The following is a 16660-nucleotide window of genomic DNA, read 5'->3' as shown; positions in this document are numbered from 1 at the left end:
TCTGACATGATCCGTTCGCATTATTAGCGGCTTTTCCGCTTTGCTTTTTTCCCTTTGAAATAGCCGGAATAATAATCAGCCTTTGCGTCAAAAAATTGTTGAAGATTGGTTATTGCAGATTCAGACAGATTTCACTGAATCAACATTTCATAATGACCATAACTTTCGTCTGCAGGAATAACATTTTCCAGCTTTATTGAAAAACAGCCCATAACCTTAAAAAAAACAAACATCAAACAATTTCAAATAAAAAATCTTATGGAAAACCAATATACCGACGAATCTCTGATCCAAAACTGGAACGGATTCAAAAACCATAGCATTGACGTAAACGGGACTTCCCTGCATTATGCAGACGGAGGAAGTGGTATCCCGATCATCTGTCTGCCCGGATGGCCACAAACCTGGTATTCTTACCGGAATATTGCTTTACCACTTTCAGAACATTGCCGTGTTATCGTAGTCGATATCCGGGGAATGGGCAGTTCTGCAACACCTTTATCCGGGTATGATAAAAAGACAATGGCTACAGATATCCATGAACTCATCTTACAGCTTGGTTTGAAGAAAGCTGTGGTACTAGGCCACGATATCGGCGGAATGGTATCAATGAGCCTGGCCTACAACTTCCCGGAATCGGTAAGCAGGCTGATCCTTGCCGACGGGCTTCATCCCAGCGAAGGCATGCTGCAGATGCCGCTGATTCCTGCTCCGGGCACTTTCGGCGAGAAAATCAATCCCGAGCAGCCTTACACCTGGTGGATGGGATTCAACCAAATTAAGGGACTTCCTGAAAAACTGCTGGAAGGCCGCTTCCGTCATCTCCTCGATTGGCTCTTTCATTACGTAATGACAGACGACCGTAAAATTTCAGATTTTGAGAAAGAAGTGTATGCATCGGTTTACAATCAGCCCGAGCGCATCCGGGCATCTAATGCCTGGTATCAGGCGTTTCATCAGGATATTGAGGATGGTAAAAGGTATCAGAAATTAACGGTGCCTGTATTGGGAATTGCCAGCAATGTATCTTATGGGTTTTATCAGTATGCACTTCCTTTCACTGCCGAGCAGTATGAGCTGGTTCATCTGGCGGATACCGGTCACTATATGTTCGAAGAAAATCCTGACGCTGTGCTGAAAGCTGTTTTTGACTACCTGAAAAAATGGAATCCGGAAAAGATCTGAAAATGTTTTCAGGATATTTTTAGCCTCTTTCATTTATTTTTTCCTTGAATGATTTTTTAACGCAAAGTTTACTTTTTCCTGATGCAAAATTTAAAGGAGCAAAGAAGGGATAAGCAGGCTGATCTGATGAAGCGTACGCTTTATGCAGACGCTTCATCAGCGGCTTTGCCGCTTTACTTTGCTCCTTTAAAATATGCAGAACCTTCATCAAGCTTTGCGTTAATTTTATTTTTGTAAATATAGTTCGCTTTAAATGGGCTACAAACCTATTCGTACATTCTTATTCAGAGGTTTTTACCTTGATAATTTTCAATATGACACCGTTCCGGGCGGTAAGATTGCAAACTTCAATACGTCTAAAATAATTGAATCAAACCAGATCTTGCAGTGCGGTTTCAAGTTTGGGATAAGTAAATTCAAAACCGTTTTTCAGTAATTTATCCGGATAGACATTCCGGCTCTTCAGGAGAAGTTCCGTTTCAGTCCTTACAATCGCCGAAGCGATTTCCAGCTGCCAGGCCGAAGCGTTCAGACCGAAAGGAATGTTCATTTCCCGTCTCAATTCTTTCATAAAGCTTTCATTGGAAAGCGGATTCGGAGCGGTTACATTAACCGGACCTGATAAATCGTGATGATCTATCCCATATTCCACCGCTTTGCAGAAATCATGAATGTGGATCCAGCTCACCTTTTGGTTTCCCCGGCCCTGCTTTCCGCCCAGCCCGACTTTCGTAAGGGTTTTCAGCTTGGAGAAAGCACCGCCGTTGTTCCCCAACACAATGGAAGTCCGTAAAGCCACTTTCCTTACCTCTTCGGTTGTTGTTTTAAAAAATACCTGCTCCCAGCTCTTGCAGATGTTCATGGAAAAATCGTCGCCGATAATTCCGTTTTCTTCCGTATTCAGATGAGTTTCGGAATGGATGTAGATGGTGGCCGAACTGGCATTCATCCAGACTTTCGGTTTAGACCTGCATTGGTCAACGGCCTGCTGCAGGACTTTTGTACTGTTAAGCCGGGAATCATAAATTTCCTGCCTGTTTTTTGGCGTGTACCGGCAATCGACAGATTTTCCGGCTAGGTTGATCAACACATCGGCATTTTCAAGCAGGTTCTTCCAGTCACCCAAAGTGTTGGCATCCCAGTGAAATTCGTTCCTGCGCTTTGGGTTCCGCGTCAGGATATAGACCTGATGGCCTTTGGCAGTAAAGTATTATTCGAGATTTTTTCCAAGGAAGCCAGTTCCGGCGGCAATGATGATTTTCATGAAGAGCGGGTTTAAAGTTTAAGGTTTAAGATTCAAAGTTCAAGGTTCAAGGTTCAAGGTTCAAAATTTACGATCATTCAAAACCAGGTTACATTTTTCAGACGCGAATTTTTCTTTTCATAAAGCATATTACTAAGCAGGCAAAGGAAGTATCATCAAGCTGATTTATGAAGCGTATGTATCATGTGCACACTTGATTAGCAGTTCTGCCACTTTACTTTGTTCCCTTAAAAATCGACACAAAAATCATTAAAATTTGCATCAGTTTTTATTTTTTTAAGTCGGGTTACTCCTTTTTGTTTAATCATTAATTATCTCTGCAGGCCCTTTTTGTTTCACTTGTATTTCAGAACCTTCCGCCAGCATTACCGAAACAGGCTGCTGATGATTTAGACACTCGAAATCTTTTCCGTAAAGGGTTTCAAAATCGACCCTCAAATCATGGCTTTTTACTTCGTAGTATTCCCATTTCGGATGGCAGACTTCATATTCCGAAGTTTTATCTTCTCTTTTTGTAAAGCCAAAATAATGTTCGGTAATAAATTCAAATTCCGTATCCGGTTTCATGGGCAAAGGAATATTTTCCGCGGTTATGCTTATCGAATGCCAGGTTTTATCTTTCCAGGAATATTTTATTAACAGCCCTTCCTCTTTCTGATCAATTCTATTTTTCATCGGTCTTGTTGTATAATTTTCTTTGTATACTGAATTTGCAATCAGGCTCAGGGCGGGCTTCGGAACAATTTCCTTAATGAAGACCACTCCTCTTTTCCATAAATCACCTTCTTTTTTCTTTACATAGAACCTCAGATTCACTTCCTCGAAATTCCTGTGAAACGGAACAGAAAATCCGAGCAGTTTTGTGTTCAAAAACATGAATCCTACCAAACTTACGTAACATTTTCCCTGATAATGATCCAGCTGCGTTCCTACCGGCAGATAGGGTAAAAGAAGTGAGGGATTTATCTCATAATTAATGGTGGCCAGCTTTCGCCACTCAGCTTTTAAAAAGTTCATAATTTCATTATTTAATATAGGTTGGTTTTTTATCAAACAAATCCACTGATTCTGCAGTGCTTTTGATAAGCCGGTTTCTTTCCAGGAGGAATTTTTTCATGTAATTCCTGAGGAACAGGGTATTGAAAATTTTGCCGATGATTCCGAACGGAGATTCAAACTCAAAAATATCGGTCATGATGGTATTTTTGCCTTCGTGCCTGAAAAGATGCTGGTGTTTCATGGATCTGAAAGCACCTTGCAGCATGACATCGGTGAAATGATCAGGTTTCTGCATGGTTACGATTTTTGTGGTTAAAGTCTGCACAATACCCAAATGCCGGGCTTTCCAAGTAACGGTTTCGCCCTGCCAGATCAGCCCTGACGTTCTTCCGGCAATGGCTTTTTCACCCGTCCGGAAAGTTGATTTCTGATGAAGGTCGATATCCCGGGCCAGATCAAAAACTTTATAGATGTCGGCATGGATTACCGTTTCCAAATGGATTTTAAACATTTCTTAAGTATTATATTTTTTTGTGTCTTCATTATCGGAGAAGCTTATCGATAACGACTGCAGTATGAGAACCGGGGAAAGCACCGTCCAGGAAATTACCGTATATCCAAAGATATTTCCGATGGTCTCATCCAAATCCAGTGGTGGCAGCGATAACATGCACATCAGGATCCAAATCAAAAAACCGATGACAACATAGGTCGATGCAACAATGTAAATCTTTCTTGAGGCTGTTTTTATGTAGCGGACATTACAGAATTTTATCGTGTTCAGAACATACTGAAAGAATGCGATCAGGAAAAATTCAACAATAAGTACCACCATCATATATTCCTGCTTCAGCAGAAGTGCTGTTAATATGGAGGCAATAAAAAGCAGGATCAGGGTCTGCTGGATTCTCAGGTCATATGTTAAAAGAGTTTTCATGGCTCTGCTATTTTAAGTGTGAAAATTTTTAAAGCTGTACTGTATAATATTTAAATTTCTCCCTGCAATATAACAGGTAAGTAATTGATAAAAAAGGGCTGGTCAGCAAACCATAGGCAGGAATAAAAGAAAGCATATCGATAGTGATCCCCAATCTGTCAAAAAGCAATACGATCCAGATCGGTACAATCATAAAGCCGTAAAATCTGATAAAAAGGTCATTCCAGGAGCCTATAAAGATCCTGATGATGTAACTGACCAGCTGAAATCCGCCTACAACAAAATAAAAGGCAATCCATACGGTAAATAATTTATTTTTAAAAAATCCGTAGGTTATTCCAAATAAGATATAGGTAAGAAATACGGTGAGCTGTAAATAATAATCGATCTTTAAAAAAGTTTTCATGGCTGCAGGTTTTAAAAATTAGCTTATCTACAGGGGTGGATTTGTTTCCTATTGCAAGTTTTATACGATCCGGAATTTACATCTCAGCAGTTTCATTTTTGATCATTTTCTCTTTATTCATGGCGTGTTTACGGCCTTTCAGGAACAGGAGCAGATTGAGAAGCATCATGATCCCGAGATAGATGGAGAACTTGCCGATTTTCTCGCTCATATCGACAACGAGACTCTCAAGTGTATGAATTTCATAAAATTCAATAATACAGAGTGCAAATCCCATATTCAGCAGATAAAATCCGATCTTGAACAATGAATTGGTGGCCATCGCGATGTCTTCCTTCTGATGAAAAATATCGATCATGAATGTCTTTGAATTTTGAAAAAGAAACTGTGATACAAAGACCGTTAGTGTAATGACGATCGGCAAATAAATCATGTACGCTGAAAAATTGTACGTTGCGGTGGTTAGGATGGTTGCTGTCATAATAGTTTATTTTTAGGTTAGATTTTTTCTGAGGAAATAGAGGGTGAAGATATTGGTGTAATGCAGGACACAGAGAATCAGCATAATGTTTCCGATGCGGATGGCTGTTACTGCCAGAACCTGTTCAAAAGACGCAATTTTTTCCCAGCTGGTGAGGTTGATGGCGATATATCCGAGGTTGATCAGATAATAACATCCGAGTAAAATGCGGTTGATCGTCAGGCAGAAATCCGAATCATGAATCAGGTATTCCAGATAGACTGCGCCGGCCCGATAGCATCTTCTTCCTATATCAGCGGTAATGTACGAACTGATAGAAAGGAAAAGCAGATATGAAATGATATTAAACATGGAACAGTTAATTGATATGATGAATCCTGTCTGATGCTGAATTCTGTTTTTTTAATTGCCTTCTGTAATCATTTGCACAGATCAGATAATAAATAAGGGCCAGGACCGGTGTGCCGTATATGGCAAAACTCATCACGCGCCTGCCGTAAATAGTCCAGAAACGGTTTATGACAGATATTTCATCTACTACTGCCAGTGAAAAAAGGGTTATGATAAAAAGCATACTGATGATATAATAGATGAGGAACAGAATACTCTTCTCATATGTATTTGAAAACATTTTCCTGTTGGCGCTGATCAGATGAACCACCGCAATCAGAAAGTACACAGCAATACCAAAATCTCTAACAAATGGCTGAAAATACGGTATAACCGACATAAGGAGCAGGAAAAACAGCAGAGACTGTATATAAAAATCGGTAGTAATAAAAGTTTTCATGGTTATCGTTTTTATTAATTTTTCTGATGAAGCCCGAAATAAAAAATCAGGAACAAATGAATGATTAAATTTTTCATAATTATAAAATTTTCAATAATATTTGAAAGTTTAAATTAAATAAAAAAGGCTTCTGCCTTTTACACTTTGTCAAAGTTAAAATTTGACAAAGTTTTACCTGGTTTTACGTATCACTATTTCAACAGGTTGGTAATTTTCCCTACCAGCCAGTGGTCGTCGCTTTTGATCGCCAGATCCATGATGTTGTTGATTTTCCCGGTCACGGAACTGAAATCGTTCATCAGCTTGATGAATTCTTTGGCTCCTTCCGTATCCTTGTCTTCAATATCCTTCAGCTCTTCCAGAAAGGAAATCACGGGTTCTATTTCCCTTTTCCGACGTTCTTTGGTAATCTGCTTGAACAGGTACCAGACATCTTTCTCCGCTATAAAATATTCTTTCCGGTCGCCTTTCACAAATTCTTTCCTTACGATTCCCCAGTCCATCAAGGCTCTGATGTTCATATTGGCATTCCCCCTGGAAATTTCCAGCTGCTGCATCACCTCATCGGTTGATAGCGGCCTTTCACTTGCGATCAGCAAAGCGTGTACCTGCGCCATCGTCCGGTTGATCCCCCAATTGGTGGCGAACGTTCCCCAGGTCTGAATGTATTTTTCTTTAGCTTCCGAAAGTGTCATTGTTCTGTTGTTTCAGTTTCTTATGACAAATATAATTATATTTTTTGAATTTTCAATAATTTTTGAAAATTAATTTTAAATAAAAACAGACATTTCAAAAATGTCTGTTGATACTAATTTTAACTTACTATGCTGAGATCATCTCTGCTTATTTATTATAATCCTAAAATCGTCCTGTTTTTTAAGGAATTGACTTTAAATGAAAATTCTAATTTTCTGGTCTCATTGGCATTTAAAAGGATATCCCAGGTCAGTTCTCCCGTTTCTTCATTATAAGTGGCACCTCCTTTATTGACCAGCGTTATGATGAGCTGCTTATCCTGAGAGACCGGAATTCTGTCTTTGATTCTGATCTTAACCTTTTCACTTTTGTTGTTACGAATGGTTAATTGATAGGCAAACTGCTGTTCTTTATTGGATGAAGAAATACTCTTTTCCATGGTTTTATCTTTAACTGCTTCTCTTTTGACGCTTATTCTTTTATCGTCGCCCAGAGTGAGTAAAAGTTTACTGTCTGTATTTTCTGCGTTAAGGGTTGTTTTGCCGACATTCGTATTTTCGAAAATTACATTCGCTTCCGCATTGATGAGGTTGTATTTATCAAGATTATCGAGTTCTGCAATCAGATAAACCGTTCTGTCAATTTTCGGAATGGTATAGTACGTATAGATTGCAGGAATTTCTGTCCGGTCCAGATTAATACTGTTATCCTGATTATTGGATAAAATGGTATACCGGTCTTTCAGATCGTAGGCCACATTCAGCTGGTTTCTGGAAACAGTTGAACCAACCAGGGCAACTTCAGCAACACTTACCTGTTTTACAGATGATGATCTTACTGAAACATAATTTTCAGCACGGTCCAATTTTACTCCGTGATCAACGGCTGCTAAAGGTTCCTGATAAAGCAAACTCCACGCAGGTAAAAAAGGAATCTGTTTCTTGACATTCGGATATCCCGAAACCAGATGAAGCTCAACATTCTTCCAGTCCAGTCCGGAATTCTGTCTTACCATTGCTTTATACAGCAACTGTGCTTTGGAGTTTATATCAGGAATAACAACATCGTAGTAAGGTCTCCACAAAGCTTCACGGATGCTGTATCTGATGTCTAAATTTACATCTTCCGAACCTTCGCTCGAAATCTGCAGAACCAGTTTTCCTTTAGGATATTTTTCCAGTTCCTGATTGTTGAGATCAAATTTTGTCCGTAATTTATCCAGCTTTTCAGCCACAGAAGAATAGGAAGTTTCAGCTTTATCCAGCTGTATGCTCAATTCGGTTCTTTTTTTCTGATAATAATCAATGAGCTTTTCAAGTTCTTTTGAATAGGAAGTGGATCCCGCATTAATTATTTGATTTTTATCCAAAATACCAATGCTGTTTGCTAAGGCTGTTTTCTGGAAGTCCAGATCCTTTAATTTTTTCTCCATAAGAGAAATGCTGTCCAGGACAATCTTATGCTGCGGGTTTCTTTTATCCAGTTCCGTTTTGTAAAAATTTTCATCTGTTGTGAATCGATACGTAAGAACTGAAACTTTAGATCGGGAGCCTATTTTTATAGTACTTTCATCGATATTCTGCGCAATGTTTGTAATCACAACTTCTGAGCTCCCTTTCGGAATTTTAAATGTGCTGTTGCTGTACAGTTCTGCAGATTGTTCGTATAAAGTAACTGAATTTAATTTCGCTTCCGCAAATACAGGTTTTTGCCCGAATGCAATAAGTGAAATACTGCATAAAGCAACGATAATGACCTTTTTCATATGGTAACGTTTATTTATTTTATTTCTTTATAATCCTGGATCATTTTTACAAATCCACTTCTATCCCCTTCTTTATCTTCGCCCTTGTTTTCTTTGGCAAGCCGCTCGATTTCCGATAGGTTCTTTTGGGTAATTAATTTAGAATCTCGTAAAACCAGCCCGAACCAGGCAACGGAAGAAGCAAACTTAAAATCGGAGCTCACCTTCGGGGTATCTGAATTTTTGATGACCTGCACCATTTCTGCGCTCTTTGACCCCTGAGGTTTTTTATATCTGAATTTTACGGTTCCGAATTCATCACCAAATCCTTTTGTTGCAGCAGTGGAAGCATATTTAAGCCTGTTCTGCTTCGGCAGAAACTTCGAATGGCTGTTGGCCGGAATGATCTCATACAACGCCGTTACGGTATGGCCGCTGCCCAGTTCTCCTGCATCAACTTTATCATTTACAAAATCCTCGTTTCTTAATTTCCGGTTTTCATAACCGATCAGGCGGTACGATTTCACATATTTCGGATTAAATTCGATCTGGACCTTAACGTCTTTTGCAATGGTGTAAAGGTTACCGGCAAATTCCCTTCCCAGGAATTTATTGGCTTCCTGCAGGTTGTCGATATACGCATAATTTCCGTTTCCTTTATCGGCCAGCGTTTCCATCCTATTGTCTTTGTAATTCCCCATTCCGTAACCCAGGCAGGTAAGAAATACTCCGGATTTTCTTTTTTCTTCGATCAGACTTTCTAAATCACCTGTGGACGAAACACCGACGTTGAAATCACCATCTGTCGCTAAAATCACTCTGTTATTTCCTCCCTTAATGAAACTTTCCCTTGCCAGTTTGTAGGCCAGCTCAATACCGGCTCCTCCGGCTGTGCTTCCTCCGGCACTCAGCTGATCCAAAGCATCGGTGATTTTCTTTTTTTCAGCTACCGAAGTCGATGGCAGTACAACGCCGGCACTTCCTGCGTACACCACGATGGCTACTTGATCTGCCGGGCGCAGCTGATCCAATAATACTTTTAAAGAAGACCGCAGCAACGGCAGCTTGTTTTCTTCTGCCATGGAACCCGAGGTATCAATCAGGAATACAATGTTGGAGGGTGGCAAGTTATTCATCGGAATATTCTTTCCTTTCAATCCGATTTTCAGCAGTTTATGGCCAGGATTCCACGGAGCAGTCCCAAGTTCGGTATTGATGGAAAAAGGCTGCTTGTCTTTAGGCTGAGGATAATTGTATTTAAAATAATTAACCATTTCCTCGATCCTCACCGCATCTTTCTCTACTTCTCCATCTTCAATCATTCTTCTCACATTCGAGTACGAAGCATTGTCTACGTCAATTGAAAAAGTCGATAACGGCTGATTTTTTGTCAGTTCAAAAGGATTCTCAATCAGTCGGTCATACTCTTCATCATTATAATCTCTGTTTTTACCGAAATGTTTCTTACTTGTTTTATGATGGTTGACAGGAGTACGGTATAATTGTTTCTGAAAAGAAGTGACCACAACAGATTCTACTTCCATCGCGGTTGCCATTTTCGGTTTCGGACAGCCATTGTATTCCGGCATTCCGGGAACAGTTGGGCAGGCATCATCCTTATCGAGGATTCCGTCGCCATCGGTATCCGGCCATGGACAGCCGTTGTTTTCCTGAGGTCCGGCTACGGACGGGCAGGCATCATCCTTATCAATAGTGCCGTCGCCATCCGTATCCGGCCATGGGCAGCCGTTGTTTTCGATCGGCCCGGCAATTTCAGGACACAGATCCTCTTTGTTCCTGATGCCGTCCTGGTCTCTATCTTTTTTAAGACTCAACTTTTGGGTTTCTTTATTCTGATCCGAAATGGTTTTGGTTTTGCAGCCCTGCAAGATCATCAGAGCCAATATGCTAATTGCTGTTTTTTTCATGTTTATTATTTTTAATAGAGTTTGATTTGAATTTTTTGTTCCTTGTTATATAATAGATGTAAAAATTCGGAAAGGTTGCAGGGGTTTATCTTTTTAAGAGCATGTTTAAATGCAGAGTTTATTTTTGAGTACTATTTAATTCATTGAAATTCAAATTTTCAGGTAAAAATTTCGCACTGGTAAAAAGTTAATAATAAACAAAGTTTATTTTAATTAAGAGATGAAAGAAATGTCTGAGTTAAAGTTTAAACAGGTTTTAAGCATCATTTATTCTGTGGTATGGATGTTGTCAGGGCATAATTTTCTAATGCAGATCTGAATCGTCTGCATATTTTAAAATTAATAGAAATTCCCCCGTGAAGAAAAAAGAAACTTTAAGAAAAATTTCTTTTTTCAGAGGTATGGTGAATGGGTATTAGTTGTAATTTACAGACACTATTTTTGAGGCAGCTTTTCTCTGAAAAGCTTTTTCATCCTCCGCTTTTCCTTTTTGGAAATGTCTTTAGTTTCTACGAGAATAACTCCGTTGGCTGCTTGGGTCCCAAAGAGTGCAATGGCCTTTTCGCCTTTAAAGACCTGCATGGATTCAATTTTTTTAGGGTCCGTTTTCATGAAGGTTTCCTGGCTTGCTTCTGCACCATCGATGATAAACAACGGATTATTGTCTGACAGTAAAGAGCGTTGGCAGCTGATCGAAATATCTACCTTTCCCGAACCCGGTGCTCCTGTAATCGAATTGATTTTTACTCCCGGTACCGCTCCCTGAAGTCCATTGAGGGCTTCTTTGTTTCCGATCCTTTTCCCGAAACCGGACGGATTGCCGCCCATTGCTATCAGCTTATCTTTTTGAAGATATCCTTTATTGTAAGCCAGGATTTCCGGTTCCTGCGACAGCTCATTACGGTTGTAAGGAGAAGTTGGATAAACTGCTTCTGCCGTATCAGCAACAGCATTCAGTTCAGCCAGCCTCTTTTTCGCGGGGGAAGCTGATGAAAGAGCTTTAACCATAGAAGCCTTTTCTTTTCGGACGCCCATCGCAATCACTTCTTCGGTATTCTGACGTTCTGCCGTCTCCATCATCATTTTATCTTCTGCTGCAACTGCTGTTTCCTGCGGTAGAACCTGAGGAGCCGATACCTCAGGCAGTCGGTCTGCTGAACGGTTAACGGATATTTCAGAAACCTTTTGATAGGCTATTTTTGCTGTCGGCGGAGGCAACATTTCACTTTGGATATTTGCCTTGACCAGGCTGTCGGTTTTCCGGATAGTTTCAGGTATTTCTGCTGACTTATTCTCTGAGGTAACGGTATGATTGGCAATGCTTTGCGGTGGAAGTTCTGCATTCTCTTTATTGCTGGTAAAGTAGAAAATCCCGGAGCCGATGAGTAAGCTGGCTGCAATTCCGTAAGGGATCCAGAGTCCTATGGTTTTTCTTTTTTTCGTTTCTTTTTTATCCAGCTTTTCCTCTACTTTTGCCCAGACTTTATCAAACCCGGGAAAAGTCGTAGGTTCTTCCAATTTTTTAGAAGCTTCACTGAAGGTTTTATCGATACTGTTGTTTTCCATTGTTCTTAAAGTTTATATATGTTGGTTTACCAAAAGCTCCTGCAGCCGTTTTCTGGCAAAATTGAGCTGGGATTTGGAGGTGCCTTCGCTAATGGAAAGCATACTCGCAATTTCTTTATGAGGATAGCCCTCGATGGCAAAGAGATTAAATATAGCCCTGCATCCTTCGGGAAGAAAGTTCAGCAGGCTCAGGATATCTTTTTCAAACGACACATTTTCCAGGGAAGAATCGGATGAGAAAGCGTGGTCTTCTTCCAGCGAAATATGAAGCTCCTTCGCCGTCCTTAGTTTCTGGAGGCATTCATTTACCGCAATTTTTTTGGCCCAGGATTCAAAAATATCGGGATTCTGTAGCTGGCTCAGCTTGGTGAAGATTTTGTAGAAGCTGTCTGCCAGCACTTCTTCAATATCCTCATCATTCTTCAGGTAGCGTTTGCATACCGAATACAGCTTTCCCGCCATCTTCTCATAGACTTTCCGCTGGGCGTTGCGGTCGTTCCGCTGGCATTCCAATAATAGCTCTCGTTCCATAATCAGGCTTTATATCTACATAGATGCAGAAAGTTTCAAAAAGGTTGGAAACAGATTAAACTTTTTTTAAAAATAATCGAATTCAGCAACGCAGGCAAACCCGAAAGGTAATTTTAATACAAAGAAAACCATGACAATATTCGTCAGACTCCTTATTTATAAACTCCCTGAATTTTTAAATTAAATTAAAATAAATAATTTTCTGAATCACAGCTTCTTTCGTTTCCGGGGTCGATCTTTTCATAAAAAAAAGCCGGTTTGCAGATTTAACTTTTTCCTTTGTAACAAATCTCTACTAGGAACGACTATTCGTATAAATAATCTGTTTTATAGTAATGAAAAAAGCCAAATTTGTATCATTACTTTTTGTTTTGTCTGCAGGAAGTATGATGTTTGCTCAGGATGACTTAATCAACAAGTTAAAAAACAATCAGTCCCAACATGCCAATTTCCAGTTTACCACGCTGAAGGATGTAGGAGCCACTTCGGTGAAGAACCAGGGTTCATCCGGAACATGCTGGAGCTATTCGGGGAATTCTTTCCTGGAGTCTGAAATGCAGAGGATGGGTAAAAAGCCTGTGGACCTGGCAGAAATCTTTACCGCAAGGAATTCGTATCACGACAAAGCAAAATTATACGTTCTGAATAACGGAGCGATCAGCTGGGGTGACGGTGGAGAATTGCACGACGTAATCAATATGTATAAAAAATACGGTGCTGTTCCTCAGGACGTATACACCGGATTAAAGCAGGGACAGACCCTGAACAATTTCTCTGAAATGCAGGGAAAACTGAAGCCTGTACTGGACAGCCTGGTTCAGGCCGGATCTAAAGGGAAACTGACGGATAACTGGATGTCTTCCGTAGATGCGATCCTGGATGAATATCTGGGTAAAGTCCCTGCGAATTTTACTTATGAAGGGAAATCATACACGCCACAGACTTTCGCCAAGGAAGTAGTTGGCATTAATCCCGACGATTATGTAGAACTGTCTTCCTATAAAGATTATCCGTACTACCAGAAATTCGTCGTGCCGATTCCTGATAACTGGAGCCACGATTCCGACTGGAATGTTCCGATGAAAGACTTGACGGCTATTATCGATAATGCCGTAAATAAAGGCTATTCCGTAGGATGGGCAACCGATGTTTCGGAACCGTATTTTTCATACAAGAACGGGGTGGCCTATGTTCCGGATATGGATCTTGACCAGATCAACAAAGATAACAAAGGAACCTTATTCACTGAACCGAAAAAAGATAAGACCATCACCGAAGATATGCGCCAAAAGGCATTGAACAACCTTTCCACTACCGACGATCACGGAATGCATATTGTAGGCCTTGCCAAAGACCAGTCGGGAAAAGAATATTACATGGTAAAGAATTCATGGGGTGTAAGCAACGATTTTGAAGGATATATCTATGTAACAAGACCGTATGTAGAATATAAATCCACAGCGATCCTGGTTCATAAAGATGCGCTTCCGAAAAGCATCAAAAGAGAGCTGAAGCCTACGCAGAGCATTGGCCTTTAAATCCGATCATTCTTGTTATCGAACGATGACAATTTTAGATATTTAATCTGTTACAAGCCGTTTTCAATTTCGAAGACGGCTTTTTCTGTCGTGTACAATATCTTTTCTTTAACAAGGAAAAACATTGACTATCAACACTTAAATCTACACCTAAATTTTTATTGATTTTATGTCATATGTTCAAAAAATACTTATACATTCGCTTTATTAAATCATCATCAGAAAAACGGAACCGAACAGCCTGAAATTGAGATTAATTTATTTGCGAAGATGGTTATCCGGCAATAAAGCGATGATTTACATTACTAATAAAATCAATAAATACAGCACAGTTAAAAAAAGACAAATGAGTTATGAAAAATTATAAGAATATCCATCTGGGAAAATTCATCAGAGCCCGTGTGAAGGAAAAAGGAATGGGCGTACAGAAAATCTGCAGTTCCATGAAGATTACCGAAGAGGAACTCTCTGCAATCTATGAACTTAAAAGTCTGGATTCTGAACAGATTCTCCGTTGGAGCAAATTACTAAACTATGATTTTTTCAGAATTTACAGCCAGCATCTGATCCTTTACTCGCCTCCTGTTCCAGAAAAAGCCGATGAAAGTCTCAAAGTTGAAAAATCGTCGATGCCCCAGTTCCGTAAAAACATCTACACCACAGAGATCATTGATTTTATCCTTGAACTTATAAAAAAAGGCAAGAAAACAAAGAGAGAAGTCATCGAAGAGTACGGCATCCCAAAAACGACTTTGTACAAATGGCTGAGCGACCGTAAGTAAATATTTGACTTATTACCTTATCAGCTAATTAAATTTGATCCTAAAACAAGTAACCCAATCACTGCTTTCTGTTTCTGAAAGAGTAAAAGTAAATCTTTTCAAACTTATTACACTTAATTTTTTCATTATCCCGGGAAATATTATATTTGATTTCTCCAAAACAATTAATATGAAAAATCTTAAGAGTTTAAAAAAATCAGATTTGCAGCTCATCAACGGAGGAAACCCGCCGGAATGCCCTGGCGATACCGTAGAATGTTACTATCCTCCCAACAACGGAAAGCCCGGCTACTGGCGATGTATTTCCACTGCCGTAGGATGCCCGAATTAAAAAAACCGCTTCAGAAATAATACTGAAGCGGTTTCGTTTAAATAATTGATAGGTAAAAAGGTGAATTGTGAATGGTCAATCCGATTCGCTTGTCAATTTTTATTTCTAAAAATTCACTTGCGACTCACAATCTAATATTCACTAATTGATATTTAAAAGGTGAATGGTCAATTCGCTTTGCTTTTCAATTTTTATCTTAAAAGATTCACCATTGACTTGCGATAGCAAAATTCACCATTGACGCTGCTAATACAAAACGGCAAGGCTTTCAGCTTTAAAGTCCTGAAGTTCATCCATGCTTCCGGCTTTTACTTTTTTCACCCATTCCGGGTCCTGTAAAATAGCACGGCCTACGGCAACCAGATCAAAGTCTCCCCTTTCCAGCCTTCTGGTCAGTTCGGATAAATCTGTTTTTTCGGTTCCCTGGCCGGCAAAAGCACTCATGAAATCCCCTTCCAATCCTACCGATCCTACGGTAATGGTTGGCTGTCCGGTGATCTTTTTCGCCCAGCCTGCAAAATTCAGGTCAGAACCTTCAAATTCAGGTTCCCAGAAACGTCGCTGTGAGCAATGGAAAATATCAACTCCCGCTTCTTTTAAAGGCAGCAGCCATTCTTCCATTTCTTCCGGTGTATGGGCCAGCTTAACTGCATAATCCTGCTGCTTCCATTGGGAAAGACGGATAATAATTGTGAAATCTTCTCCTACCGCTGCTCTCATGGCTTTTACGATATCTACGGCAAACTTGCTTCTTTCTTTCAACGTCTTTCCGCCATACTCATCGGTTCTGGTGTTGGTAACCTCCCAGAAAAACTGGTCGATCAGATATCCGTGGGCGCCGTGAATTTCCAGTACGTCAAATCCTAAATCTTTCGCGGATTTTGCCGAAGCGGCAAACTGGGCAATCGTATCCTGAATATCCTCTAAGCTCATCGTAGATGCTTTCTCCATCGGAATTTCCGGATATTCGGCGGAACTTCTGGTATCGCCTACGTGCCAGATCTGAGGTCCCATTTTACCTCCGTTTTCATGCACCGCATCAATTACGTTTTTCCACCCGCTCAAAGCTTCCTTTCCGTAAAAATCCGGAATATTCTGCATGTTTTTTGATGCAGGCCTGTTGATTACCGTTCCTTCAGAGATAATCAATCCTACTTCTGCCTCCGCTCTTCTGGCGTAATAATCGGCGATCTGCTGCGTGGGAACTCCGTTATCAGATTGTGCTCTCGTCATCGGAGCCATGACGATTCTGTTTTTTAATTCTAAATTTTTGTATTGAAAAGGCTTAAATAATGATTCTGTGCTCATTTTTAATGTTGTATTTTATAATTGTTACACAAAGTAACTAATAATAGTTCACATTGGTATCTTATAATGAAAAAAAGTAGTAACTTCGCGGTAACTGATGTTGGTAACGCACAGGTAACTTAGGGCAAGGTTGAGGTTCAGAATAAGATTCGACAAATAAGATAATGCACACAG

18 protein-coding genes and 1 pseudogene are annotated in these 16660 nt (G+C 40.0%); 5 read left to right on the top strand and 14 right to left on the bottom strand.

Features of this window, described 5'->3' with window-relative positions; genetic code table 11:
* Window positions 1-258: 258 nt before the first annotated feature.
* A complete protein-coding gene (locus tag QE422_RS09535; RefSeq protein ID WP_307457284.1) occupies window positions 259-1185 on the top strand; it encodes an alpha/beta fold hydrolase in 927 nt (308 codons plus the stop codon).
* Window positions 1186-1266: 81 nt separating this feature from the next.
* Complete coding sequence (locus QE422_RS09530; RefSeq protein ID WP_307457283.1) at window positions 1267-1422, top strand: hypothetical protein; 156 nt, start codon at window positions 1267-1269, stop codon at window positions 1420-1422.
* 133 nt (window positions 1423-1555) lie between these two features.
* Here QE422_RS09530 and QE422_RS09525 read toward each other — a convergent pair.
* The 13 genes and pseudogenes from QE422_RS09525 to QE422_RS09465 form a co-directional block, all read right to left on the bottom strand.
* Window positions 1556-2380 (bottom strand): annotated as a pseudogene (locus tag QE422_RS09525) (TIGR01777 family oxidoreductase); the annotation flags it as partial.
* 369 nt (window positions 2381-2749) lie between these two features.
* Complete coding sequence (locus QE422_RS09520) at window positions 2750-3466, bottom strand: YqjF family protein (RefSeq protein ID WP_307457280.1); 717 nt, start codon at window positions 3464-3466, stop codon at window positions 2750-2752.
* Window positions 3467-3473: 7 nt separating this feature from the next.
* Window positions 3474-3959 carry an SRPBCC family protein gene (locus tag QE422_RS09515; protein WP_307457277.1) on the bottom strand — a complete coding sequence of 162 codons (486 nt, stop codon included), beginning with the start codon at window positions 3957-3959 and terminating at the stop codon, window positions 3474-3476.
* 3 nt (window positions 3960-3962) lie between these two features.
* Complete coding sequence (locus tag QE422_RS09510; protein ID WP_307457275.1) at window positions 3963-4385, bottom strand: hypothetical protein; 423 nt, start codon at window positions 4383-4385, stop codon at window positions 3963-3965.
* Window positions 4386-4413: 28 nt separating this feature from the next.
* Window positions 4414-4791 (bottom strand): hypothetical protein, encoded by a 378-nt coding sequence (locus QE422_RS09505; RefSeq protein ID WP_307457272.1) that lies wholly within the window; start codon window positions 4789-4791, stop codon window positions 4414-4416.
* A 76-nt stretch (window positions 4792-4867) separates the two neighbouring features.
* Window positions 4868-5272 carry a hypothetical protein gene (locus tag QE422_RS09500; RefSeq protein WP_307457269.1) on the bottom strand — a complete coding sequence of 135 codons (405 nt, stop codon included), beginning with the start codon at window positions 5270-5272 and terminating at the stop codon, window positions 4868-4870.
* Between the two features lie 12 nt (window positions 5273-5284).
* Window positions 5285-5623: a hypothetical protein gene (locus QE422_RS09495; RefSeq protein ID WP_307457265.1), complete on the bottom strand. Its 339-nt coding sequence runs from the start codon at window positions 5621-5623 to the stop codon at window positions 5285-5287.
* Between the two features lie 7 nt (window positions 5624-5630).
* Window positions 5631-6062, bottom strand: coding sequence for a hypothetical protein (locus tag QE422_RS09490; RefSeq protein ID WP_307457262.1), 432 nt, complete (start codon window positions 6060-6062; stop codon window positions 5631-5633).
* A 191-nt stretch (window positions 6063-6253) separates the two neighbouring features.
* The gene (locus QE422_RS09485; RefSeq protein WP_307457258.1) at window positions 6254-6757 is read right to left on the bottom strand and encodes a GbsR/MarR family transcriptional regulator; all 504 of its coding nucleotides are present in this window, start codon (window positions 6755-6757) and stop codon (window positions 6254-6256) included.
* A gap of 155 nt (window positions 6758-6912) precedes the next feature.
* Window positions 6913-8523 (bottom strand): DUF4139 domain-containing protein, encoded by a 1611-nt coding sequence (locus tag QE422_RS09480; protein WP_307457256.1) that lies wholly within the window; start codon window positions 8521-8523, stop codon window positions 6913-6915.
* 14 nt (window positions 8524-8537) lie between these two features.
* Complete coding sequence (locus tag QE422_RS09475) at window positions 8538-10430, bottom strand: VWA domain-containing protein (protein ID WP_307457253.1); 1893 nt, start codon at window positions 10428-10430, stop codon at window positions 8538-8540.
* A 435-nt stretch (window positions 10431-10865) separates the two neighbouring features.
* Complete coding sequence (locus QE422_RS09470; protein WP_307457251.1) at window positions 10866-11996, bottom strand: TonB-dependent receptor plug domain-containing protein; 1131 nt, start codon at window positions 11994-11996, stop codon at window positions 10866-10868.
* A 12-nt stretch (window positions 11997-12008) separates the two neighbouring features.
* Window positions 12009-12527, bottom strand: coding sequence for an RNA polymerase sigma factor (locus tag QE422_RS09465; RefSeq protein ID WP_307457248.1), 519 nt, complete (start codon window positions 12525-12527; stop codon window positions 12009-12011).
* 335 nt (window positions 12528-12862) lie between these two features.
* Between QE422_RS09465 and QE422_RS09460 the strand changes: the two genes are divergently transcribed.
* From QE422_RS09460 to QE422_RS09450, 3 genes are all read left to right on the top strand, one after another.
* Window positions 12863-14065: an aminopeptidase C gene (locus QE422_RS09460; RefSeq protein WP_307457245.1), complete on the top strand. Its 1203-nt coding sequence runs from the start codon at window positions 12863-12865 to the stop codon at window positions 14063-14065.
* 353 nt (window positions 14066-14418) lie between these two features.
* Window positions 14419-14847 (top strand): transposase, encoded by a 429-nt coding sequence (locus QE422_RS09455; RefSeq protein WP_307457242.1) that lies wholly within the window; start codon window positions 14419-14421, stop codon window positions 14845-14847.
* Window positions 14848-15016: 169 nt separating this feature from the next.
* Window positions 15017-15178 (top strand): hypothetical protein, encoded by a 162-nt coding sequence (locus QE422_RS09450; RefSeq protein ID WP_307457240.1) that lies wholly within the window; start codon window positions 15017-15019, stop codon window positions 15176-15178.
* Window positions 15179-15424: 246 nt separating this feature from the next.
* Here QE422_RS09450 and QE422_RS09445 read toward each other — a convergent pair whose 3' ends face one another.
* Window positions 15425-16486, bottom strand: coding sequence for an NADH:flavin oxidoreductase (locus QE422_RS09445; RefSeq protein ID WP_307457237.1), 1062 nt, complete (start codon window positions 16484-16486; stop codon window positions 15425-15427).
* Window positions 16487-16660: the final 174 nt, after the last annotated feature.

Source organism: Chryseobacterium sp. SORGH_AS_0447, assembly GCF_030818695.1.
Classification (GTDB): domain Bacteria; phylum Bacteroidota; class Bacteroidia; order Flavobacteriales; family Weeksellaceae; genus Chryseobacterium.
The sequence above is the reverse complement of the archived record's forward strand: the minus strand, read 5'-3'. Positions and strand labels throughout refer to the sequence as shown.